19 protein-coding genes are annotated in these 19,867 nt (G+C 72.6%); 14 read left to right on the top strand and 5 right to left on the bottom strand.

The annotated features are described in order from the left end of the window. Window positions 1-42: 42 nt before the first annotated feature. Both ACIBEJ_RS10580 and ACIBEJ_RS10575 read left to right on the top strand, forming a co-directional pair. Window positions 43-1,155, top strand: coding sequence for a TIGR03118 family protein (locus tag ACIBEJ_RS10580; protein WP_397182401.1), 1,113 nt, complete (start codon window positions 43-45; stop codon window positions 1,153-1,155). A 212-nt stretch (window positions 1,156-1,367) separates the two neighbouring features. Continuing rightward, window positions 1,368-2,003 (top strand): TenA family protein, encoded by a 636-nt coding sequence (locus ACIBEJ_RS10575; protein WP_397182400.1) that lies wholly within the window; start codon window positions 1,368-1,370, stop codon window positions 2,001-2,003. Here the strand turns inward: ACIBEJ_RS10575 and ACIBEJ_RS10570 are convergent. Genes ACIBEJ_RS10570 through ACIBEJ_RS10560 form a run of 3 tightly spaced genes read right to left on the bottom strand, consistent with a single transcriptional unit; the run spans window position 1,993 to window position 4,688 of the window. Then, complete coding sequence (locus ACIBEJ_RS10570) at window positions 1,993-2,571, bottom strand: HAD family hydrolase (RefSeq protein ID WP_397182399.1); 579 nt, start codon at window positions 2,569-2,571, stop codon at window positions 1,993-1,995. The genes ACIBEJ_RS10575 and ACIBEJ_RS10570 overlap by 11 nt on opposite strands. Continuing rightward, complete coding sequence (locus ACIBEJ_RS10565; protein ID WP_397182398.1) at window positions 2,568-3,176, bottom strand: DNA-binding response regulator; 609 nt, start codon at window positions 3,174-3,176, stop codon at window positions 2,568-2,570. The genes ACIBEJ_RS10570 and ACIBEJ_RS10565 overlap by 4 nt, the downstream gene beginning before the upstream one ends. 9 nt (window positions 3,177-3,185) lie before the next feature. Next, window positions 3,186-4,688: a carboxylesterase/lipase family protein gene (locus ACIBEJ_RS10560; RefSeq protein WP_397182397.1), complete on the bottom strand. Its 1,503-nt coding sequence runs from the start codon at window positions 4,686-4,688 to the stop codon at window positions 3,186-3,188. A 117-nt stretch (window positions 4,689-4,805) separates the two neighbouring features. On the opposite strand from ACIBEJ_RS10560, the gene ACIBEJ_RS10555 reads away from it, so the two are divergent. Beyond that, on the top strand, window positions 4,806-5,624 hold the full coding sequence (locus ACIBEJ_RS10555; RefSeq protein ID WP_397182396.1) for a DUF4253 domain-containing protein: 819 nt from the start codon (window positions 4,806-4,808) through the stop codon (window positions 5,622-5,624). 70 nt (window positions 5,625-5,694) lie between these two features. Here ACIBEJ_RS10555 and ACIBEJ_RS10550 read toward each other — a convergent pair whose 3' ends face one another. Together ACIBEJ_RS10550 and ACIBEJ_RS10545 are read right to left on the bottom strand one after the other, a co-directional pair. Next, window positions 5,695-6,486: an SAM-dependent methyltransferase gene (locus ACIBEJ_RS10550; RefSeq protein WP_397182395.1), complete on the bottom strand. Its 792-nt coding sequence runs from the start codon at window positions 6,484-6,486 to the stop codon at window positions 5,695-5,697. A 360-nt stretch (window positions 6,487-6,846) separates the two neighbouring features. Beyond that, entirely contained in the window at window positions 6,847-8,085 is a 1,239-nt protein-coding gene (locus tag ACIBEJ_RS10545; RefSeq protein ID WP_397182394.1) for a Scr1 family TA system antitoxin-like transcriptional regulator, read from the bottom strand. 163 nt (window positions 8,086-8,248) lie between these two features. Here ACIBEJ_RS10545 and ACIBEJ_RS10540 point away from each other — a divergent pair, with 163 nt between their 5' ends. From ACIBEJ_RS10540 to ACIBEJ_RS10490, 11 genes are read left to right on the top strand one after another with little or no spacing between them, the layout of a single operon-like run. Beyond that, window positions 8,249-8,962: a hypothetical protein gene (locus ACIBEJ_RS10540; RefSeq protein WP_397182393.1), complete on the top strand. Its 714-nt coding sequence runs from the start codon at window positions 8,249-8,251 to the stop codon at window positions 8,960-8,962. Next, window positions 8,959-10,614 carry an MFS transporter gene (locus ACIBEJ_RS10535; protein WP_397182392.1) on the top strand — a complete coding sequence of 552 codons (1,656 nt, stop codon included), beginning with the start codon at window positions 8,959-8,961 and terminating at the stop codon, window positions 10,612-10,614. Before ACIBEJ_RS10540 ends, ACIBEJ_RS10535 begins: the two co-directional genes overlap by 4 nt. Before the next feature lie 21 nt (window positions 10,615-10,635). After that, the gene (locus tag ACIBEJ_RS10530; RefSeq protein WP_397182391.1) at window positions 10,636-10,848 is read left to right on the top strand and encodes a hypothetical protein; all 213 of its coding nucleotides are present in this window, start codon (window positions 10,636-10,638) and stop codon (window positions 10,846-10,848) included. Then, window positions 10,845-11,048 carry a hypothetical protein gene (locus ACIBEJ_RS10525; protein ID WP_397182390.1) on the top strand — a complete coding sequence of 68 codons (204 nt, stop codon included), beginning with the start codon at window positions 10,845-10,847 and terminating at the stop codon, window positions 11,046-11,048. The genes ACIBEJ_RS10530 and ACIBEJ_RS10525 overlap by 4 nt, the downstream gene beginning before the upstream one ends. Next, the gene (locus ACIBEJ_RS10520) at window positions 11,033-11,347 is read left to right on the top strand and encodes a hypothetical protein (RefSeq protein WP_397182389.1); all 315 of its coding nucleotides are present in this window, start codon (window positions 11,033-11,035) and stop codon (window positions 11,345-11,347) included. Before ACIBEJ_RS10525 ends, ACIBEJ_RS10520 begins: the two co-directional genes overlap by 16 nt. After that, window positions 11,344-12,060 (top strand): hypothetical protein, encoded by a 717-nt coding sequence (locus tag ACIBEJ_RS10515; protein WP_397182388.1) that lies wholly within the window; start codon window positions 11,344-11,346, stop codon window positions 12,058-12,060. Before ACIBEJ_RS10520 ends, ACIBEJ_RS10515 begins: the two co-directional genes overlap by 4 nt. Further along, window positions 12,057-13,202: an FAD-dependent oxidoreductase gene (locus ACIBEJ_RS10510; protein ID WP_397182387.1), complete on the top strand. Its 1,146-nt coding sequence runs from the start codon at window positions 12,057-12,059 to the stop codon at window positions 13,200-13,202. Before ACIBEJ_RS10515 ends, ACIBEJ_RS10510 begins: the two co-directional genes overlap by 4 nt. Window position 13,203: 1 nt before the next feature. Further along, complete coding sequence (locus ACIBEJ_RS10505) at window positions 13,204-13,995, top strand: aspartate/glutamate racemase family protein (RefSeq protein WP_397182386.1); 792 nt, start codon at window positions 13,204-13,206, stop codon at window positions 13,993-13,995. Continuing rightward, the gene (hemB, locus tag ACIBEJ_RS10500; RefSeq protein ID WP_397182385.1) at window positions 13,992-14,969 is read left to right on the top strand and encodes a porphobilinogen synthase; all 978 of its coding nucleotides are present in this window, start codon (window positions 13,992-13,994) and stop codon (window positions 14,967-14,969) included. Before ACIBEJ_RS10505 ends, hemB begins: the two co-directional genes overlap by 4 nt. 19 nt (window positions 14,970-14,988) lie before the next feature. Next, window positions 14,989-18,156, top strand: coding sequence for a hypothetical protein (locus ACIBEJ_RS10495; RefSeq protein WP_397182384.1), 3,168 nt, complete (start codon window positions 14,989-14,991; stop codon window positions 18,154-18,156). Continuing rightward, on the top strand, window positions 18,156-19,865 hold the full coding sequence (locus ACIBEJ_RS10490) for a hypothetical protein (RefSeq protein ID WP_397182383.1): 1,710 nt from the start codon (window positions 18,156-18,158) through the stop codon (window positions 19,863-19,865). The genes ACIBEJ_RS10495 and ACIBEJ_RS10490 overlap by 1 nt, the downstream gene beginning before the upstream one ends. Window positions 19,866-19,867 lie beyond the last annotated feature (2 nt).

The raw sequence follows: 19,867 nt of genomic DNA, 5'->3' as shown, positions 1-19,867 counted from the left end.
CCCGCGTATCTCGCGTCACAAGCGCATACCAAGGAGGCACGGATGCGGCACCCCCATAGACGCGGCATCATCACGCTCGGCGCTGTCGCGGTCGTGCTGGGAGCTACCCTCACCACCCCCGCGCAATCCACCACCCCCCGCAACCGCTTCGACGTCGTCAACCTCGTCTCCGACGTACGTGGCAAGGCCGCCGTCACCGACCCCAAGGTCGTCAACCCCTGGGGCCTGGCCATGGGCAAGACCCTGTGGGTCTCCAACACCGGAACCGGCACCGCCACCGTCTACTCGGGCAACGGCAAGAAGGAGCGGACCGAGGTCGCCGTCCCCGGCGGCGCGCCGACCGGCCAGGTCGTCAACACCGGCGAGGGCTTCACCGTCAAGGGCAAGCCCGCCACGTTCATCTTCGCCAGCCCGAGCGGCGCCATCACCGGCTGGAACGCCGAGGCCGACCCCGCCAACGCGATCATCGCCGCGTTCACCCGGGGTGCCGACTACAAGGGCCTGGCCATGCTGGAGAGCGACGAGGGCTCGTTCCTGCTGGCCGCCGACTTCGCCGGTGGCCGTATCCACGCCTTCGACGACGACTTCAACCGGGTACGGCTGGGCCGCTCCCAGTTCCGCGACCGGGCCCTGCCCCGCAACTACCATCCGTTCAACGTGGCGGTGGCCAACGGCTCGGTCTGGGTCGCCTCGGCGCTGCGCGATCCGCGGACCGGCAAGGCGGTTCCCGGGCGTGGCAAGGGGTTCCTGAGCCGGTTCAGCCCGGACGGCAGGCTCACCGGCCGCATCGGCCGCGGCCCGCTCAACGCCCCGTGGGCGATCACCACGGCGCCGCGCGGCTTCGGCGCCCTGGCCGGTTCGCTGCTGGTCGGCAACTTCGGCGACGGCACCGTGCACGCCTTCAGAAGCGGCCGCCACCTTGGCGCGCTGCGCGGCGCGAACGGCCGCCCGGTCGTCCTGCCCGGCCTCTGGGACCTGGAGCCCGGCACCGCCGCGACGGGCGGCGAGAACGCCGTGTGGTTCGCGGCCGGCATCGACGGCGCCAAGCACGGCCTGATCGGGCTTCTCCGGCCGGCGGGCGCACGCCCCGCCACCCCCGCGCCCGCCGGCGATCCCACCCCGAAGCCGACGAAGACGACGGGAGGTGGTTACTAGGGCCGACCTGAGCCCGGCGCGGGCGGCGCGGCCCGCGCCGTGGCGGTGATCTCCTCTGGTACGGAGTTCTGCCCGCGCCCCGACCCCGCCCGCCCGGCACCCCCGGCCGCGGCGGGGTTCGCGCGTCGGCGCCCACCTGCCCCGCCGTCACCCGCCGAACCCGAAGGCCGCAGGTTGGCGGGGTTGGGGGTGGGGTGTTTAGAGTCGCGGGCATGAGTGATGACGCTTTCAGCACGTGGTTGCATGAGCAGTGCGCAGAGGAGTGGGAGGCGGTGGCCGGGCACGCGTTCGCCGCCGCCATCACCAAGGGCACCGCCGACATGCGGCACTACCTGGAGCAGGACTTCCTGTTCGTCGACTCCTTCACCGCACTGCTCGGGGCGGCCGTGGCCAGCGCGGACACGTTCGAGGCCCGCGTGCCGTACGGGAAGTTTCTGGGACAGGTGGCCACGACGGAGGAGAAGACCTACTTCCACCGGGCGCTGGCCCAGCTCGGGGGCAGCACCGAGGCGGCGCCTGAGGCGGTTACGGCGGAGTTCCGGGGGCTCATGGACGAGGTCAGGGTGGCGCAGGACTACGCGCTCATCGTGGCGGTGCTGTGCGTGGCGGAGTGGAGCTATCTCGACTGGGCGTCGCGGGCGCGGGAGCCGCTGCCCGAGGGGTTCGTGCACCGGGAGTGGATCGAGCTGCACGAGGGGCCGGAGTTCCGTGCCTGGGTGGGGTTCCTGCGCGGGGAGCTCGACCGGCTCGGGAAGACGTTCGGCGAGGGGCGGCGGGAGGAGGTGCTGGGGGTGTTCCGGCGGGCGGTCTCCCTGGAGCGCCGCTTCTTCGACATGGCTAGCGCGTGAGCGGCGCCAGGTCCTCGATGCCCCGGTAGTGGATGCCGGTCATGCCGAGCGCGCGGGCGCCCTCGACGTTCTCCAGCCGGTCGTCGATGAACAGGCAGCGCTCGGGCGCCACCCCGGCGTGTTCGGCGGCGATCTGGTAGATGCGGCTGTCGGGCTTGGCGTGGCCGACCTTTGCGCTGCTGACCACGGCGTCGGCGAAGTAGGTGAGGCCGAGGCGGTCGAGGTGGGCGTCGAGGTTGTCCATGGCGTTGGTGACGATGATCAGCGGCACCCGCTCCTGCGCCTTGGCCAGCACCGCCCTGACCTCCTCGTCCACCCAGAACGGCACCTCGGCGAACTCCTCCACGGCCTGCCTGGCGCTGTCGTGACCGCCCAGCTCGGCCACGACCGCCTCGACCCACTGACGTGAGGTGATCTGGCCGAGCGTGGCGGGCAGGAGGAGGTCGGGACGGAACGCGGTCTTGATCAGGGGCAGGCCGTAGCGGGCCTCGATGTCGGACTGGACGGCGTGGTCGAAGATCCGGAGGACTCCGTCGAGGTCGCTCAATACCGCGTCATAGGTCGTCACAGCCAACCATTGTGCCGTGCGAGCTGGGCGGCCTCGATCCGGTTCCTGGTGTGGGTCTTGCCGATGGCCGACGACAGGTGGTTGCGTACCGTGCTCTCCGACAGGTGCAGGCGGGCGGCCACGTCGGCGACGGTGGCGCCGTCGAGGGCGGCGGCCAGGACGTCGCGCTCGCGGTCGGTCAGCGGGCTGGGCCCGGCGTGCAGGGCGGCGGCGGCCAGCGCGGGGTCGACGATGCGCTCCCCCGCCACCGCCCTCCTGATGGCGGCGGCCAGCTCTTCCACGGGGCCGTCCTTGACCAGGAAGCCGGCGGCGCCCGCCTCCATCGCCCTGCGCAGGTAGCCGGGCCTGGCGAAGGTGGTCAGGACCAGCACCGCGCAGCCGGGCAGCGCCGAGCGCAGCTCCGGCAGGACGTCCAGGCCGCTGCGGCCGGGCAGTTCGATGTCGAGGAGCGCGACGTCCGGCGCGTGCTCCAGGGCCGCCGCGACGATCTCTTCACCCGTCGGGACCTGAGCCACGATCTCCAGGTCGTCCTCCAGGCCGAGCAGGAGGGCCAGGGCGTCGCGCATCATGCCCTGGTCCTCCGCGATCAGCACGCGCACGGTCATGGGTCCACGCTAGTTCCAGAAGGCCAGCCGGTGCTCGGCGGCGTAGTCGATGGGGCGGATCCTGCCCGGCTCCAGCGACAGGGTGCCGCCCTTGAGCCTGGGCCAGGTGGGCAGGCCCGCGCCGTTGGGGTCGCCGGTGCGGGCGAAGTTCGTCCAGTAGGAGACCATCTGGGCGGACAGCTCGCGCTGGGCGGGGGTGAGCTTCAGTCCCTTCTCGGGAAAGAGGTACGGCAGGTCGCCCGCGTGATAGGCGCCCAGGTCGAAGCCGGCCTTGATGGGCAGGAACATCGGCGCGTCCCGGTCGGCGAACTCGTAGCCGTAGACGGGTGTCCGCCTGGCCAGCAGGGTGTTCTGGGCATGGGTGCCGCGGGCCCACATGCGGTCGGTCATGACCGCGGCCCAGGCGACGGCGGGCTTGCCGTACCTCTTGAGGGGGTATTCCCTGGCGACCTCGGCGGTGCGCTCGCCGAAGGTCTCCTTCAGCGCCTGCGGGTAGGCGATCTTGCCGCGCATGGCGGCGAAGATGCGGTGTTCGTCCTTGGTGGCCCCGGCCAGCACGGGTACGCGGTGGAAGCGGCCCTTCTCAAGGGACTTGGAGGGGATCTCGGGCAGGACGGCGTTGCCGTAGGTGTAGGACTGGAAGGCGTTCATGATCTGCGGGACGGCGAGGATCTTCTTCACCGGCAGCCCGCGCAGGCAGGCCAGGTCGGCGCAGCCGAGTTGCCCGGCGTACATGCGGCCGAGCGCCTCGGTCTGGGCCGGCGGGCGCCAGGCGTAGGACGGCAGGGCCTCCAGGCCGGGGACCATGCTGCCGGCGGGCATGTCCATCATGGTCTCGCCGCTCTGCATGGCGGCCCGGTGGAACAGTCCCTTGGCGCCCGGCGAGGTGAGGTGCCCGCCGATGGCGAGGGCCCCGAACGAGATGCCGAACACCGTGACGTTGCCGGGGTCGCCGCCGAAGGCCGCGGCGTTGCGGCGCACCCAGCGCAGCGCCTCCTGCTGGTCCTGGAGGCCGTAGGTGCCGCCGTCGCGCAGGCCCGGGTACCCGAAGCCGCTGAACACGCCGAGCCGGTAGTTGATCGTGACCACGACGGCGTCGCCCGCGGCGGAGATCGTTCTGGCGTCGGACAGGTGTCCCGCGCCGAGCGCGCCGTCGCCGTGGATCCACACCATGACCGGCCGCTTGGTGCCCTTCCTGGCCGGGGTGGTGACGTTCAGGAACAGGCAGTCCTCGTTCTCGCTGGTGATCTTGGCGTAGTCGGCCCCGACCTGCGGGCACGGGCTGCCCGGCCGGGTGGCGTCCTGGACGCCCCGCCAGGCCGCGACGGGCCGCGGGGAGTCCCAGCGGGGCGCGGTGGCGTAGCGGATGCCCTGGAACAGCCGGTGTCCGCCGGCCTCCGTCCCGCGCACCGCGCCCTTGTCGGTGGTGACGACCGTGTCGGTGGTGACGGCCGCCGTGCGCGCGTCGGCGCATCCGGTCAGCAGTACGGCTGCCGCGAGCAGAATCTTCATGCACTCAACGGTGCCGACCCCGCCCCGCCGCAGGAAGGAACGTCGGTCCAGGATCGCCCAGGACAAATGTCCCGCCGCCCGAGGCGATGTCGGCGTTCGGCACTACCATCTCCCCCGATGGGCGTGAATGATCTGCGGCTGCCACAGGAGCTGCGCCAGTTGTTCGCCGACGGCGGCATGGGGCGCACCCTGGCCGTCGGCGTGCCCGCGGGCGACCTGGTCTGGCCCGATCCCGGGTTCGCGCAGAAGGCGGCCAGGCCCGCGTTCTGGATGAGCGAGGAGCCCGTCACCGGCGCCGAGTGGTCGGCCTTCCGCGCCGAGCACGCCCGCAGCGGGTTATGGCCGGTCCTGCTCGACGAATCGGCCCAGCCGTGGGCGGCGGGCCAGGTGGTGCCCGACGACGCCGGCCAGATCGAGCACTTCACCGCCGAGGGCTTCATGGCCGAGGTCTGGCAGGAGTGGGTGGCCCAGGTGCCCGCGGAGGCGCTGAGCGAGCTGGAGCCCTTCGGCGCGCTCTGCCCGGGGCTGGCCCCGCCCGGCGTGCTGGTGGCCGAGCCCGGCGCCGTCGCCGACTGGTACGCGGGCGAGCTGGCGTCCCGGGGCATGCCGATGGGCCTGGCCGCGGTCGACCGGGGCGCCGACGCGCTGGCCGTCATGGGCTGGCAGGGCGCGCTGCACCACAACGAGTGGATGGTCCCGCTGGCCGCCGTGATCCGCAGCTGGGAGGACCGTTTCGGCGCCCGAGTGGTGAGCCTCGGCTTCAACACCCTCGAACTGAGCGTGGCCGCGCCGCCCGGGGACGTCGAGCATGCCCTGCACGTGGCGGCCGAGCACTGGACGTTCTGCCCGGACAACGTGGTGCAGGGGGCCGGCGACCTGATCGGCTACGCGGAGCAACTGGTCGGCGGCCATGCCTGGTCGTTCTGGTGGGACTGACCCCAGGGGCCTCTCCTCCTTCGTGCCTTCCCGCCCGGGGGTACGGCGGGCCGTACCCCCGGGCAGGTGTTCAGTGCAGGATGGCGACGGCCCCGTAGTTGCCCGAGGACTCCGGTGGAATGGGGTTGCAGTGGGCGTCTGGACGCCACTGCGAGACCCACGCCAGGCCGGGGTCGACCAGGTCGAGGCCGTCCAGGACGGCTGCCAGGCGCTCGCGGTCGCGGGTCGCGTAGCCGGGCAGGGTCATGGCGATCAGGTCGTACACGGCGGGCAGCAACTCGGCGGGGATGCCGTCAAGGGTGGCCTGCAGGAGCCCCAGATGGCTGCCGGGTGGACCGGCCTGCCCGAGCCGTTTGAGCACGTAGCGGAACTCCTCGTCGTCCAGGATGCTGTGCCCAGAGACGATCATGATGCCTACCGGGCGGTCCCAGTCGATGAACGTGCTCACGATCCGGTCGTTGAGCAAGGTGTCGATCTCCCGGGCTTCTCCTTCGACGACGCGCACCAGGTCGCTGATCGGTTCGATAGTGGCGTGCGCGTTGGCCAGGATCATCGGGTCGGACTCGGCGTAGACCACCCGGGCGTTGGGGGTGAGTGGATGAGCTCGGGCGACGTCGTGGAGGAGGCGGCCGGCCGGGAGCCCTCCGGGGACGCCGCTGCCGATCACGAGGTGCTGGTCGGTTCCCACCGACGACAGATGGCGGATGACTCGGGCCAGGAAGCCGTGGACCTCCCTGGCGGCGGTGGCGCTCACGGCGGCGGCGCTGTCGTAGCGGCGCACCGCGTCCCGGTCAGCGAAGAAGTTGTTCTTTCCTCCGGCTGCCGCGTCTAGTACTCGGGTCGGCGTGGCTTTCTCTGTCACGAGATTGGCCAGGTTTCGGATGGCGCGTTGACGCATTGAGTGTGGGCCCTTTCCCCTCGCCACAAACAATCACGGGAAAGTTGGCACCTGACCCCACGCGGTGACCGAAGTCAATAATGATCCATAATCGCCGTGGTCTGGCAATAGCTATTTCGGGAAATACTTCTTTTTTGTTTGAGCCTCCGGAGGGCCCCCGGAAAACCCCTGGTAGGAGCCCTCCCCGAGTGAGCCGCGCCCATACCGGACAGGCCTGTTTACGCGGGCCCCTCACCGGACAAGCTCGGCGGCCCTCTCCGGGGCCCTCGCGGACCCCCTGCCCGAAACCCGCCTGCCGGGCTTACAGAGGCTCACCCAGGGTGATCAGGGACCCAGGCGCTGGCGGTGAGCGTAGAGCATGTCGAGGGTCTCGTCGCGGGTCGTGGTGATCACCGAGAGCTTCGCGAACGCCTGGTGGTAGACCTCGATCGCGGTGCCGTCGGTGACCAGTTCGTCGGACTCGATCGAGTGCGCGCAGGCCAGGTCCGGCTCGTACGGCTCGGCGAAGCGCCACAACGTGAACGGCCCGGTCCGCGGCAGGTACGCCGGGTCGGTGATCGGCGCGATGTGGATCGAGACGTTGGGCCGCTTGGCGTGCTGGATCAGCGCGTCGAGCTGGGCGGCCTGGACGTCGGGCCCGGCGATCGAGCGCATCAGGGCGCTCTCGTCGACCACGGCCCAGAACACCGGCCCGTCGGGCCTGGTCAGCAGCGCCTGGCGGGTCAGCAGCACCTGGACGGCGTCGTCGACCGAGGTCAGGCCCGGCGTCGCCATGCCCGCCACCTGGATGGCGGCCCTGGCGTAGAGCTCGGTCTGCAGCAGCGGCGGGACGGTCTGGGTCTGGTAGGTCCTGATGACCGAGGCCCGCTCCTCCAGCGCGTAGACGGTGGCCGCGAGGGGCGAGACGGTGCTGGCGTCGTACCAGGACGGCTCGCGCTCACCTCTGGCCAGCGTCATCAGGTGCTCGCGCAGGTGGGGGGCGGACACGCCGTACAGGGAGAGCATGCGGGCGACGGTCGCGGGCGCGGGGGCGAGCTTGCCCTCCTCGATCGCGGCGACGGCGGCCACCCCGCGGCCGAGCGCGAACTCCACGTCGGCGGGCGACATGCGGGCCGCCAGGCGCAGGCCGCGCAGGCGGTCGGCGAGGGCGGTCACGGCGATGTCGCTGAGCCTGGCGGCGTCCGGCAGGTCGCTGGTGGCGGTCCTGGCGGGCAGTCCCTCGGCGCGGCGGGCGATGTCGACGACGTCGCGCAGCAGGTCCAGCGAGCCCTCGGACAGGCCGGAGGCGGAGGCGCCGATCGCGGCGGCGCGCAGTTGCAGGTCCTGCATGGCCCCGGACTCCAGATAGTCCTCACCCAGAAGCCAGCCGACACTCACCTGAAGGTAACTGGCCAGGGCCTGGAGCACCTGGAGCGTCGGGTTCGTCTGCTTGCCCGTGCGCAACTGGCTGACATATGCCCTGGTGATCGGGATGCCGGCGGTCGTCAGGGCGGCGGCCACCTGAGCACCCGTGTATCCGCGCTTGCTCAGCGCGTGATCGAGTCGCTCAGCGAAATTTGCCACCAAACCTCCCGTCGGGAGCGGACTGACCACAGCGTAAAGGAAGGCCCCCTGACCTGCGTAATCTTCTCATGACGAAAGTGACAGTTGACACGCTAGAACACATCTGAGCACTATCAAAACCGTATCTGATAACTGCCACTTAACAACGAGAGGTGGCCGGGACGTGATCCAGGGCAGCTCGTGGTTCGTCAGAGACCAGACCGGTCAGGGCGCGCAGGCCCTCGCCATCCAGCAGATCTGCGTTCGGATAGCCGGTCCTGAAGCCCGGATACGCACCGCCGACCTGCCCTTGGGCGGCGTCCAGGTGTGGGCGGAGCCCGATTCGTGCGCCCAAGACCGGCTCTGGGCCGTCCACCACCGGATGGCCCGCGAGATCGGCCTGGCCGGATGGCACACCGAGGTCGGCTCCGACCGCCTGCTCGTGCTGGGCTGGAGCGCGCCCGCCCTCGACCACCGCGCCCGCGTGCTGCGCAACGCGCTGGAACACCGGCTCAGCGACCACGAGAGGACCGCCTCCCTGGCGCTCAGAACCGCCGCCAGGCTGCTGTGCCGGCCCATCGCCGACCCGGCCGACATCGCCGCGCAGACCCTCGACCGCGTGGCGCACGACCTGCGCTGGCCGGCCAGGCTCGCCGTGCTCGGCGACCTTGAGCGCGTCTCCACCGTCGAGCCGCTCAGGATCAGGCTCGCCCAGGTGACCGGCCTCGAGGAACGCGTGCGCCGGCGCTGCGCCGAGCATCTGGACATCGCCTTACGAGCCATCCGCACCCTGGCGGGACTGACCGCCCCGCCCCCGGAGCCGCAACCCGAGACCCGCCTGGTGGGCACCGCGGAGCGCCTGGTCGCTGCGACCGTCCCCAATCGGAGCCCACAATGACGCTCACGCCCATCCGTGAGCACGTCACGCTTCCTCCGGCGGCCAAGAAGGCCGCCGAGAAGAAGGCCAGGAAGCGGCGGCGCCCGCACCGCCACCGCGCCCGCCGTGGCTACGTCCTGCTGCGCCTGGTCGCCTCGGGCTCGGTGGTGGCGATCATGGCGGACAGCACGGCGACGACGCTGGCCGTACCCCTGCTGAGCGCCGATCCCATGACGGCGGGACTGCCGCTCGCCGAGATCACGTGGGTGAGCACGGGGAACTTCGCGGCCGTGGCCGCGCTGCTGGCGACGGCGGGCCGCTTCGCCGACCTGTTCGGCCGGCGCAGCGTGCTCGCGCTCGGACTCCTGATCTACGGCCTCGGCGCCTCCGCGGTGATCCTGGCGCCCGCCTGGCACATTCTGCTCGCCGGGCGGCTCGCAGAGGGCCTGGGCGCCGCGATGATGTTCCCCGCGTCGCTGGGGTTGCTGCTCGGCGAGCTCCCACCCTCGCGCCGTGCCGGGGCGGTCGCGCTGTGGGGCGCCTCATCGGGGATCGGCGCGCTCGCCCTGCAAGGGGGTGGCGGGTGGCTCATGGAGGCGTACGGCTGGCGCGGCCTGTTCCTGCCGGGAGCGATCCTCGCGGGCCTGCTGCTGTGCCTGACCCCCGCCCTGCCACGCTCGCTGGGCGCCATCCGCCGCATGCCCGACATCCTCGGCGCCTTCGCGCTCATCGGCGCCATCGCCACGGCGGTGATCGCCGTCTCCAGGGGCGACGTGTGGGGCTGGACCTCCGACCGGACGCTGATCTGCGTGGGCGCGGCACTGGTCCTGCTGGCCGCGGCGCTGGCCACCTCGTGGCGGCACCCGGCGGGGGCGATCGACATGACGTTGTGGCGGCGCCCCGGGTTCCTGTGGGGCGGCACCGCGTCGTTCCTCTACGGCGCGCTGTCGTTCATCGTGCTCGCGACAGGTCCGCTCTACCTGCGCGAAAGCGGATTCGACACGATACAGATCGGCTGGTGGCTGACGCCGATCTCGATCGCGATGATCGTGGCCAGCCCGATGGCGACGCTGGCCGGCCGCAAGCTCAGCCTCAACGGCGTCATCTACCTGGGCGCGCTGGTCCTCGGCGGCGGGTGCGCGCTGCTGCTGGCCCAGCCCTCGCCCACGGCGTGGAGCCTGCTGGGCGCGGTCCTGCTCGGCAGCGGCTTCGGCCTGCTGTCCACCGGAACGTTCACCGCGGGCACGATCGCCGCGGAACCGGCCCAGTACGCGGCGGCGGTCGGCGCGATCAACACGGCCAGGATGCTCGGCGGCGCCATCGGCGTGGCCGCCGCCTCCGTCCTGATCGAGCACCCGTTCCTGCGCGGGCCCGCCCCCGGGTTCGCCTCCGTCTTCACCGCCTGCCTCGTGATCACGGCGATCATCGGGACGGCCGCCCTCGTGCGCGTCGCCCGCGGGGCGAGCAGGGCGCCCATGCCCGGCGTGCTCGCGCTCGAAGAGGAGGTGGCGATGCTGCGCCACCTGCTCGCCGAGCTGCGCGCCAGCTTCATCCAGGTCCGTGCGGAAGCCGAGGAGGAACTGGCCAGGTTCGGCATCCACGATCCGTCCGGAGTCCGGGTTGGCTGGCCGCCCGGCGTCCCCGGGCAGCGGCAACCCTCCGACCAGCGCTGAACCCCCTCGTAGGAGCACCTCATGCACGACGACGAACCCCGCGACCTGATGCACGACGACGAAGTCCGCCGGCCGTACCAGCACCCCTACCAGAACCCCGACGAGACGCCCACCGACGGCATGCCCGCGCTGTCGGCGGCGACCGCCCGCACCGTCCACCGGCTGCGCCACATCCGGCAGGTGTCCGACCTGGCCATCAACGTGATCGACCAGGCGCTGGAGCGTGCGTCGTGAGCGCCCGGCGCAAGCTCACCGTCACGGTGGAGCCGGGCTTCACCGGCGAGCAGCAGGACGAGCTGGCCGCGCGGATCGGCGGCGCGGCCCGCGAGGTGCTCGGCGGCGGTGCCCGCGTCGAGGTGGACGCCGAGCCCCCCATGGACGCCCGCGCCCGTCGCGAGGCGGCGATCCTCGCCGCGTCGTGGTCGGGCTGCTGATGACCGCCCCGACGCTGTTACCCCGGCCCGCTCCGGCACCCACGTGGAACGGCGGCACCGTGCTCGTGGCGGCACTGCGCCACCGGGCGGCCTCGGTCTGCGACGCGGAGCTGCGCCGCCTGTCCGCCCGCGTCCCCGAGCTGGACGCGCGCGCCCGCGAGGAGGTCGGCAGGACCGTCCAGCGGGTGGTGGACGCCTTCTTCGGCGGCGAGCTCGGCAACCGCGTGGCCCGCGACGCGGGACTGGCCGAGGCGCTGCGCGTGCTCTTCTCACTCGACCCATCGGGAGGCAGATCGTGACCAGAGTGGGTGTCGTGGTTCCGCCCGCCAACCCGGCGGTGGAACCCGAGTTCGCGCGCCTGCTCGGCGGACGCGCGGACTTGCACGTCACCCGCTTCCCCGTACGGCCCGGCCTGCAACTGGCCGAGCGCCTGGACGCCTACAACGACGCGCTGCCCGCCATGATCCGCTCGTTCGGCGGCCTGCCGCTGGACGCCCTGGTCATGGCCTGCAGCGGCGCCCGCTACCTGCTCGGCCCCGACCAGGACCGGCGCCGCTGCGACGAGCTCAGCACAGAGTTCGGCCTGCCGGTCGCCTCGGCCACCGAGGCCACCCGGCGGGCGCTGGAACACCTGGGCACGAAGGAGATCACGCTGGTCTCGCCGTACCAGCCGTGGCTGACCGACCACGCCGACCGCTACTGGTCGGCGGCCGGGGTGCGGGTGACCAGGGTGATCCCGGTCAGGGCGGGCGAGCGCTTCTCGCCGTACGACGTGACCACCGAGGAGCTCGTCGGCCAGGTCGAGCACGCCAGAGCGGCCTCCGACGCGGTCCTGCTGGTGACCGGCACCGGCATGCCGACGCTGCGCGCCATCAGCAAACTGGCCGAGGGCAACGAGCGGGTCGTGCTGACCTCCAACCTGTGCGGCGCGTGGTGGGCGCTGACCAGCGCGGGCCAGGAGGTCACGCTCGGCCGCAGGAAGCACCGTGACGGCGAGCGGGTGCCGACGTGAGCGCCGTGATCGTGGCCGGAGCCGGCCCCGTGGGGCTGGCCGCGGCGCTCACGCTGGCGAGGGCGGGCGTGCCGGTGCTCGTGCTGGAGCGCGAGCCGGCGCTCGGCACCCGCTCGCGTGCCTCCACGATCCATCCGGCCACGCTCGACCTGCTGGACGAGCTCGGTGTCGCGGCCGGGCTGGTCGCCCGCGGCGTCGTCGTGGACCGGGTGCAGTGGCGCGACCTGGCCGGGACGGTGCTGGCGGAGATGCCGATGGCGGGCCTGGCCGGGCTCACCGCGCATCCGTTCCGCCTGCACGCCGAGCAGGCCGCGCTCACGCCGCTGCTGCTGGCCGAGCTGAGCGCGTTCGCGCATGCCGAGGTCCGGTTCCGGGCTCCGGTCGAGGCCGTGGCCTTCACCGGCACCGCCGTACGGGTCAGGACCGCGGGCGGCTGGGAGCGGGCCCGCTACCTGGTCGCGGCCGACGGCGCCCACAGCACGGTCAGGTCCGCGCTCGGCCTGCCGTTCCCCCAGACCGGATATCCCACCCAGGCGCTGCGGATCTTCACGGGCGCGGCGCTGGAGGAGATGCTGCCCCGCCTGGCCCCGCTCACCTACGTCCGCGATCCCGCCCAGTCGTGCAGCCTGCTCCGCCTGCCCGACCACTGGCGGATCATCCTCAGGCTCGCCCCCCGGGAGGCCATTCCCGGGCGGGTGGCCGGCCTCGCCCTCACCGACCTGGACATCCTCGGCACGCACCGCTACGACCTGGCCAGCGGCGTGCTCGCCTCCTTCCGTCACGGCCGGGTGCTGTTCGCCGGTGACGCCGCGCACGTCACCTCCACCGCCGGCGGCCTCAACATGAACGCCGGCATCCACGACGCGGTCGACCTCGGCAGAACCATCGCCGGCGTACTCGGGGGACACCAGCCGCCTGCCGCGCTGGAGAGCTGGGCGCGCCGCCGCCGCGCCGTCCTCGTCGACCACGTCATCCCGGCCAGCGAGGCCAGGGTCGCGGGAGTGCAGGACGGCGACGCCGCCCGGCTGCCCGCCGCCGTGGCCGCGCTGCGCGCGATCGCCGCCGACGGCGAGGCCACCCGCGCCTACCTGGCCAAGGCCTCCATGCTCGACACCGTCCCCCTTCCCGTGAGGCACACCTGACATGCGAATCTGGTTCCAGAAGCACGCCGTCGAGGGCCGCTCGCCGCTCCTCGACAAGCTTTACGCGGAGCACCTGTCCAAAGTGGCGGGACCCGGCACCACCGTCGAGATCCACACCCTGCCACCGCAGACCTACGCCGCCGAACTGCCCGAGGAACTGGTCGGCTTCGGCCCGCTCGGCTTGCTGTTCGGCGACTACTTCGCGCGCACCGCCGTCGCGGCCGAGCGCGACGGCCACGACGCCTGGATCAGCGGCGCCGGACAGGACCCCGGCCTCGCCGCCGCGCGCGTGCGCGCCACCATCCCGGTCATCGGGTACGGCGACGCCACCTGGCACGCGGCCCGCCACGAACGCCACCGGCTGGGCCTGATCGGCTTCATCCCCCACCTGGCCGAGCCGATCACCGACAACATCCGGGCCGCCGGCGCCACCCTGGCCGCCTACGAGATGATCGCCGACGGGGCCCACGTGGTCACCAGGGCGCTGGCCCAGGACTTCGACCCGTTCGTGCGCGCGTACACCGAGGCCGCGCGGCGGGCGGCCAGGGCGGGCGCGCAGTGGCTCGTCCCGGCCGAGGGCATACCCAACGAGATCCTCGTCCACCTGGGCATCCGCGAGCTGCACGGGCTGCCGGTCATCGATCCGGGCGGCCTGGCGATCAAGACCGCCGAGCATCTCGTACGGCTGCGCGCTCTCGGCATCACCGCCCGTGCCGACGCCGGGTACTGGAACCGGCGCCCGCCCGCGGCCGTCCTGGAGCACGCCGAGCGGATCCTGGGGGCACGGCCATGAGCTACCCGTCCGTCCGGCCGCGGCGGCTGCGCCGTACCGCGGCACTGCGCGCGCTCGTCGCCGAGACCAGGCTGCACCCGTCGGACCTCGTGCAGCCCCTGTTCGTCCGCGAGGGCATCGAAGAGCCCCGGCCCATCCCCTCCATGCCGGGCCAGGTCCAGCACACGCGCGAGAGCCTGCGCAAGGCCGCCGCCGCCGCGGCGCAGGCCGGCGTGGGCGGGATCATGCTCTTCGGTGTCCCCGCGGCCAAGCATCCCGACGGGCGCGGCGCCTGGGACCCCGAAGGCATCGCCCAGCTCGCCCTGGCCGACGTCGCCGCCGAGGTCGGCGAGGCCACCGTCGTGATCGGCGACATCAACCTGGACGAGTACACCGACCACGGGCACGTCGGCCTGCTCGGCCGGGACGGCGACGTCGACAACGACGCCACCCTGGGCGCCTACGCCCGGGTCGCCGTCGCCCAGGCCGCCGCGGGCGCGACCATGGTGGCGCCGAGCGGCATGATGGACGGCCAGGTCGCCGCCATCCGCGCCGCGCTCGACGCCGCCGGGCACCAGCGCGTGCCCATCCTGGCCTACGCCGCCAAGTACGACTCCGCCTTCTACGGCCCCTTCCGCACCGCGGTGGAGTCGTCGCTGGTCGGCACCCGCTCCACCCACCAGCAGGACCCGGCCAACCTCCACGAGGCGATGCGCGAGGTAGACCTCGACATCGCGGAGGGCGCCGACCTGGTGATGGTCAAACCGGCCGGGCTCTACCTGGACGTGGTGCGCAGGGTCGCCGACGCCGTCGACGTGCCCGTCGCCGCCTACCAGACCTCGGGTGAGTACGCCGCGCTGGAAGCCGCCGCCGGGCACGGCTGGCTGCAGCGCGAGCGGGCCATCGAGGAGAGCCTCACCGCGATCCGGCGGGCCGGCGCCCGGATCGTCCTCACGTACTGGGCCACCGAGGTCGCCCAGCGACTGCACCCATAGTCCGTCTCGGAGGAGAAACGTGTCCCGCGAACTGTGTGAGCACTACGGGCCTCACCTGTACGACTACTGCAGGACGGAGCTCGGCGAGTCCGACGCCGAGCTGGCCGCCGCGGGCACGTTGCTGACCGCGTCGGCGTACGCGGGCCAGGTCGCCGACCCGGCCGCGTGGCGCCCCTGGCTGTACGCGCTGGCCCGCGCCCACCGCGCCGCGCGGGCCGCCGCACGCCCGGCGAGCACCGGGTCGTGGGCCCGGTCGAGCCGAACCTCCGACCTGCTGCCCGAGGCGATGATCGCGCTCGACGGGCCGTACCGGGAACTGCTCGATCTCTCCGTACGGCACCGCCTGCCGCACGCCGAGATCGCCCTGCTGTTCGACGTGCCGGAGACCCTGATCGACGCCACGGTCAGGGAGGCGGCTTGGCGGCTGGAGACCTGGCTGGCGGCGGTGACCGCTGCCCGTTCCGGCCAGGGATGTGCGCAGTTGGGCGGGCGGGTGGCGGAGTGGGCCGCCGCGCCGAGCCGTAGCACCCGTGCCCGGCTGGGGCGTCACCTGTACGGGTGTGTTTCCTGCCTGGCCGCGCCCAGGGGGCTGCCCGCGGCCCGCCTGCTCACCGACCTGCCGATCGCCTCGCCACGCGGGCCCCTCTCCGACCTGTTGCCACTCGCGGTACCGCTGGCGGTCGAGGCGGTGGGGTGGCGGGCCGACGGGTTTCCGGTGCAGGCACATGGGTTGGGCGGCGCACCACACGCCCGTTTGGCCGACGGCGCCGCCCTGGCCACCACTCCCCCAAGCGCCCTCACCCCAACACCCGCGGCATCCGCCGACACCCGCGCCTCACACGCCGACACCCGGGCAGCACAAGCCGACCCACGAACAGCACACGCGGACACGCGGGCGGCCTATGCCGCTCCGCACGCCGACACCCGGGCGGCGCACGCGGACACCCGGGCGGCGCATGCGGACACGCGGGCAGGGCACGCCGACGCGCAGACGGCTCATGCCGACAGGCGGGTGGCCTTTCCCCTGAACACCCCGGTCGCCGACCCCACGACGGCGACCGGGGCCGGGGTCCGACCGGGGGCGGGCGCGGCTGCCCCCGGCCGGATCCCCTCGCCCTCCGACCCGGACCTCACGCCCACGGACACCCTCCCCCGCCTTTCCCCCACCGGCATGTCGTCCGCCGGTCCCCCGTCCGCCCCGCTCTCCGCCAACGCCCCGATCAGCCCGTCATCCACCGGGGCGTCGTCCGGCACGTCGTCCACGAGTGCCTTATCCGGCTCTTCCTCTGCCGAGGGTTGGTCCGGAACCTCCTCCACCGCCTCCCCGGAGGGGGTTTCGGCCGATCACACCTTCTCCGGGCGTGCTTCCGGTGACACGCCCGGAGAAGCCACCGGGATCCGGTACCTGGATGCCCTGATCGAGTTCGGAGCCGGTCGGGGGGCCGCTCCGGACGCCGAGACCACCGATCCCTCCATGGGACCGATGGCCGGGCCGCCCCTGGGGTTCGGCGGCCCGGCCCGGTCCGGTGGCTCGTCCCACGCGGGGCATCCCGGTCGCGGTCACCCGTACGCGACACCCGTCTTCGCAGCCCCCGTCTACGGCGCCGAACCCGACGAACCACCCACCCCCACACCCGACTCCCCCAACACCGCCACCCCCTCCCCGAGCGCCGCCACACCCGGGAACGCCACACCCGGGACAGCCGCCTCTGGGAGCGCCGCCTCTGGGATCGGTGCTCCCGGAGGCGCCGCCCCGGAATCCGCCGCGCCCGGAACCGCCACACCCGGCATCGCCGCCCCCGGGGCTGCCTCACCTGGTACCGAAGCGCCCGACGCCGCCTCCCGCGGCACCAGCCTCCGTAGCACCGACTTCCACGAGACCGACCCGGGCGGTGGCGCTCTCCGCCTGGCCACGGCCTCGCGGGCGGGAGCCGTTCCCCCGAACAGGGACGCCGCACTCCTGCGGAGGGACGCCGCGATCCCGCCCAGGGACGCCGAGCCGCACAGGGACACCGAGCCTGCTTACAGAGACACCGAGTCCTCGCGCAGAGACACCGAGTCTTCGCGCAGAGACACCGAGTCTTCGCGCAGAGACACCGAGTCTTCGCGCAGGGACGGAGCCGATGCGCCCGAGCGCGATCCCTACGCGCTCCCCTACGCCGCGGCCACCCCCGAGGAGCCGCTGGCTGAGGACGAGTTCCGGGCGTGGGAACGGCGGGGCGCGAAGTGGGAGGAGTTCTGGAAGGACCGGCCCGACGAGGCGGATCCCGAGGCGCGCATCTCGGTGCGTTCGGTGGCGAGGGTGGGGTTGCTGGTCGGCGCCGGGGTGCTGGTCGCGGGGCTGGCGTGGTCGGGGATCCATGCCCGGCCCCGTCCGACGACGGTCAGCGAGGCCGCGGCCCCCGTCCCCCGGCCGGTGATCACCTTGTCCGAGCCGGGCTCGGACCCCGAGGTGGAGGTCCCGCCGCAGGAGAATCCGGTGACCGTCGATCCGGGACAGGTCATACCCGAGCGAACCGCCCCGCCGACCACCGGCTCCACCGGCACGCCCGCGGACCCGGACGACGGGGCCACGCGGAAGCCGTCCGACACCAGGAGCAGCGACGACTCGCCGGATCCGCCGCGTGAGCCCACGACCTCTCCGACCCGGCAGCCGACGAAGCAACCCACCAAGTCACCTACGAAGCAGCCGTCCAAGCAGCCCACGAAGGCGCCGGACCGGGGTTCGGCGAAGGAGTCCGCGCAGCCGATGGCCAAGAAGGTCGAGCTGCCGAAGCCGCCTCCGCCGAGCGCGCGGTTGTCGTCCTCGTCGGCGTCGCTGGGATCGGGCAGGTCGGGTTCGTTCGCGCTCGACTGTGACGGCTCGTGCAAGATCACCTCGGCCTCCGGCTCGAACGGCATCAGCGTCTCCGGCTCCTCCTACACCGTCGGCGCGCCCGCCAGCCGTCCCGGCTGCCCGGGGGCGCCCACCAGCGAGTCGGGCACGATCACGGTCTCGTGGTCGGGCACCAGGACCGGCGACGGCAGCAGCACGGCCGGAACGACGAGCGGCAGCGGCACGCTGACGATGAGCGTGTCGTGGACGGTCGCCAAGGACAAGGGCACGTTCGTGCCGGACATGAAGGGCGGCGGCTACTGGAGCAACTGCAGCCCGAACAGCGGCGACGACTATGGCAGGGAGCTGTGATGAAAGGGTTCTTCACCGGCATCTCCCGGCGTGAGAAGCAGTTCGCCGTCGCGGGGATCGTGATCGCGCTGGTGTTCTTCATGCCGTTTCTGGCCTTCGCGGATCCGGGCAGCATCCCGGGTTCCGGGCCATCCGGTACGCGGCCTTCGTCGGCCCAGGAGAAACCGCTGGACGTCGAGCAGGGCGACTCGTGCAAGGACGTGCTGCCCGCCGACACCCCGTCGTACGTGGTGTGCGAGTGGCTGACTCCGCCGCAGGACGCGGCGAAGGTGGCGGCGTTCTGGGCGGCGGACGGCGGGGCCAACTTCGAGAAGGCGCAGCCGTTGCCGCAGGACTACGTGCGCTGCAACGAGAAGACGGACCTGTCGAAGGAGCCGAACTGCCGGGGTGGGCAGACGTTCTGCGAGGAACTGCCGAGCGGCTGGTACAAGTGCACCAACATGGTGAACAACCAGGTCACCTACGAGAGGTACGTGGACGGCAAGAAGCAGGTCCTCACCAGCCCTCCGCCCAACGCCATGACCCCGGCCAACCCCGAAGGCACCGACCGCGCCCCGGCCGACTCCGGTACGACAGACCCGAGTACGACAGACCCCGGCAGGACGGACTCTGGTACGACAGACCCAGGGACGACGGACTCTGGTACGACAGACCCAGGTGGGACCGACTCGGGTACGACAGACCCAGGTGGGACCGACTCGGGTACGACAGACCCAGGTGGGACCGACCCCGGTAAGGGCGACACCGGTGAGAACGGCCGGCCCGCCGTACCCTCACCGACGCCCTCCGACGAACTCGGACCCGGCCCCGTCGTGCGGTCCGGCGCCCCCCTCGCCACCGCGATCACCGCCGCGGGCAAGGCCGGCCTGCGGATCTGGGTGGAGAACGACCTGGCCGACGACTTCCGCGCCGGTGACGCGCAGTTCAGGGCGGCGGTGGCCAAGCTGGTGACGGCGGCGAAGAAGCCGGGGGTGGTGGGCGTGAAGTTCGCCGACTACCTGGGCTTCCGTGACTTCACCTCGGCGGCGCAGGTCAAGCGGTTCGTGTCCGAGGCGACCAAGGCGCTGCGGGCGCAGTTGCCCGGCAAGCGGCTGGCCATGGGCGTCGTGGTGCCCGAGCTCGGCTGCGGCAAGGCCGAGCAGTGCGTCGCGGACATGCGCTCGCGCTACCCGGTCGTGACCCGCTCGCGGGTGGACGACTACATCCGGACGTCCGGGGTGGACCGCGTGTACGTCGCCTCGGGGCTGTTCGGAAAGTCGTACAGCGGGTTCAAGGTCACCCTGGACGGCCAGGAGAGCGCGATCACGCCCGCCATCGCCGCGCAGGCCCAGTGGATGGCGGTCAAGGCGCTCGGTTGGGACACCGTGGCGCAGATCGGTTCGCGCGAGTACGGCCTGACCCACACCGGCCAGAGCTCCCCCTGGGGTAAGGAACGCGCGCAGGCCGAAGTCGACGCCCGGGTCGGCAACGCCATCGGCCTCGGCGCGCAGACCGTCACCCTGTGGGGCCACCGGATCAGCTACGACTCCGACCACCGCCGCATCCTCGACGCCGGGCTGGCCCCGAACGAGGTGTGGCAGGCCCTGATCGCCAAGGGCATGCGGGAGCGGCTGTCGGTGCTGTTCGATCCGGCCAACCCGGAGGTGAGCGTGAGCGCGGACATCCAGGCGCTGGCCAAGGGGGTCAGCGAGATCTTCATCCTGGTATGAGG

Origin of the sequence: Nonomuraea sp. NPDC050790, assembly GCF_044456745.1 — a bacterium.
In the GTDB taxonomy this organism is placed as follows: Bacteria; Actinomycetota; Actinomycetes; order Streptosporangiales; family Streptosporangiaceae; genus Nonomuraea.
The sequence above is the reverse complement of the archived record's forward strand: the minus strand, read 5'-3'. Positions and strand labels throughout refer to the sequence as shown.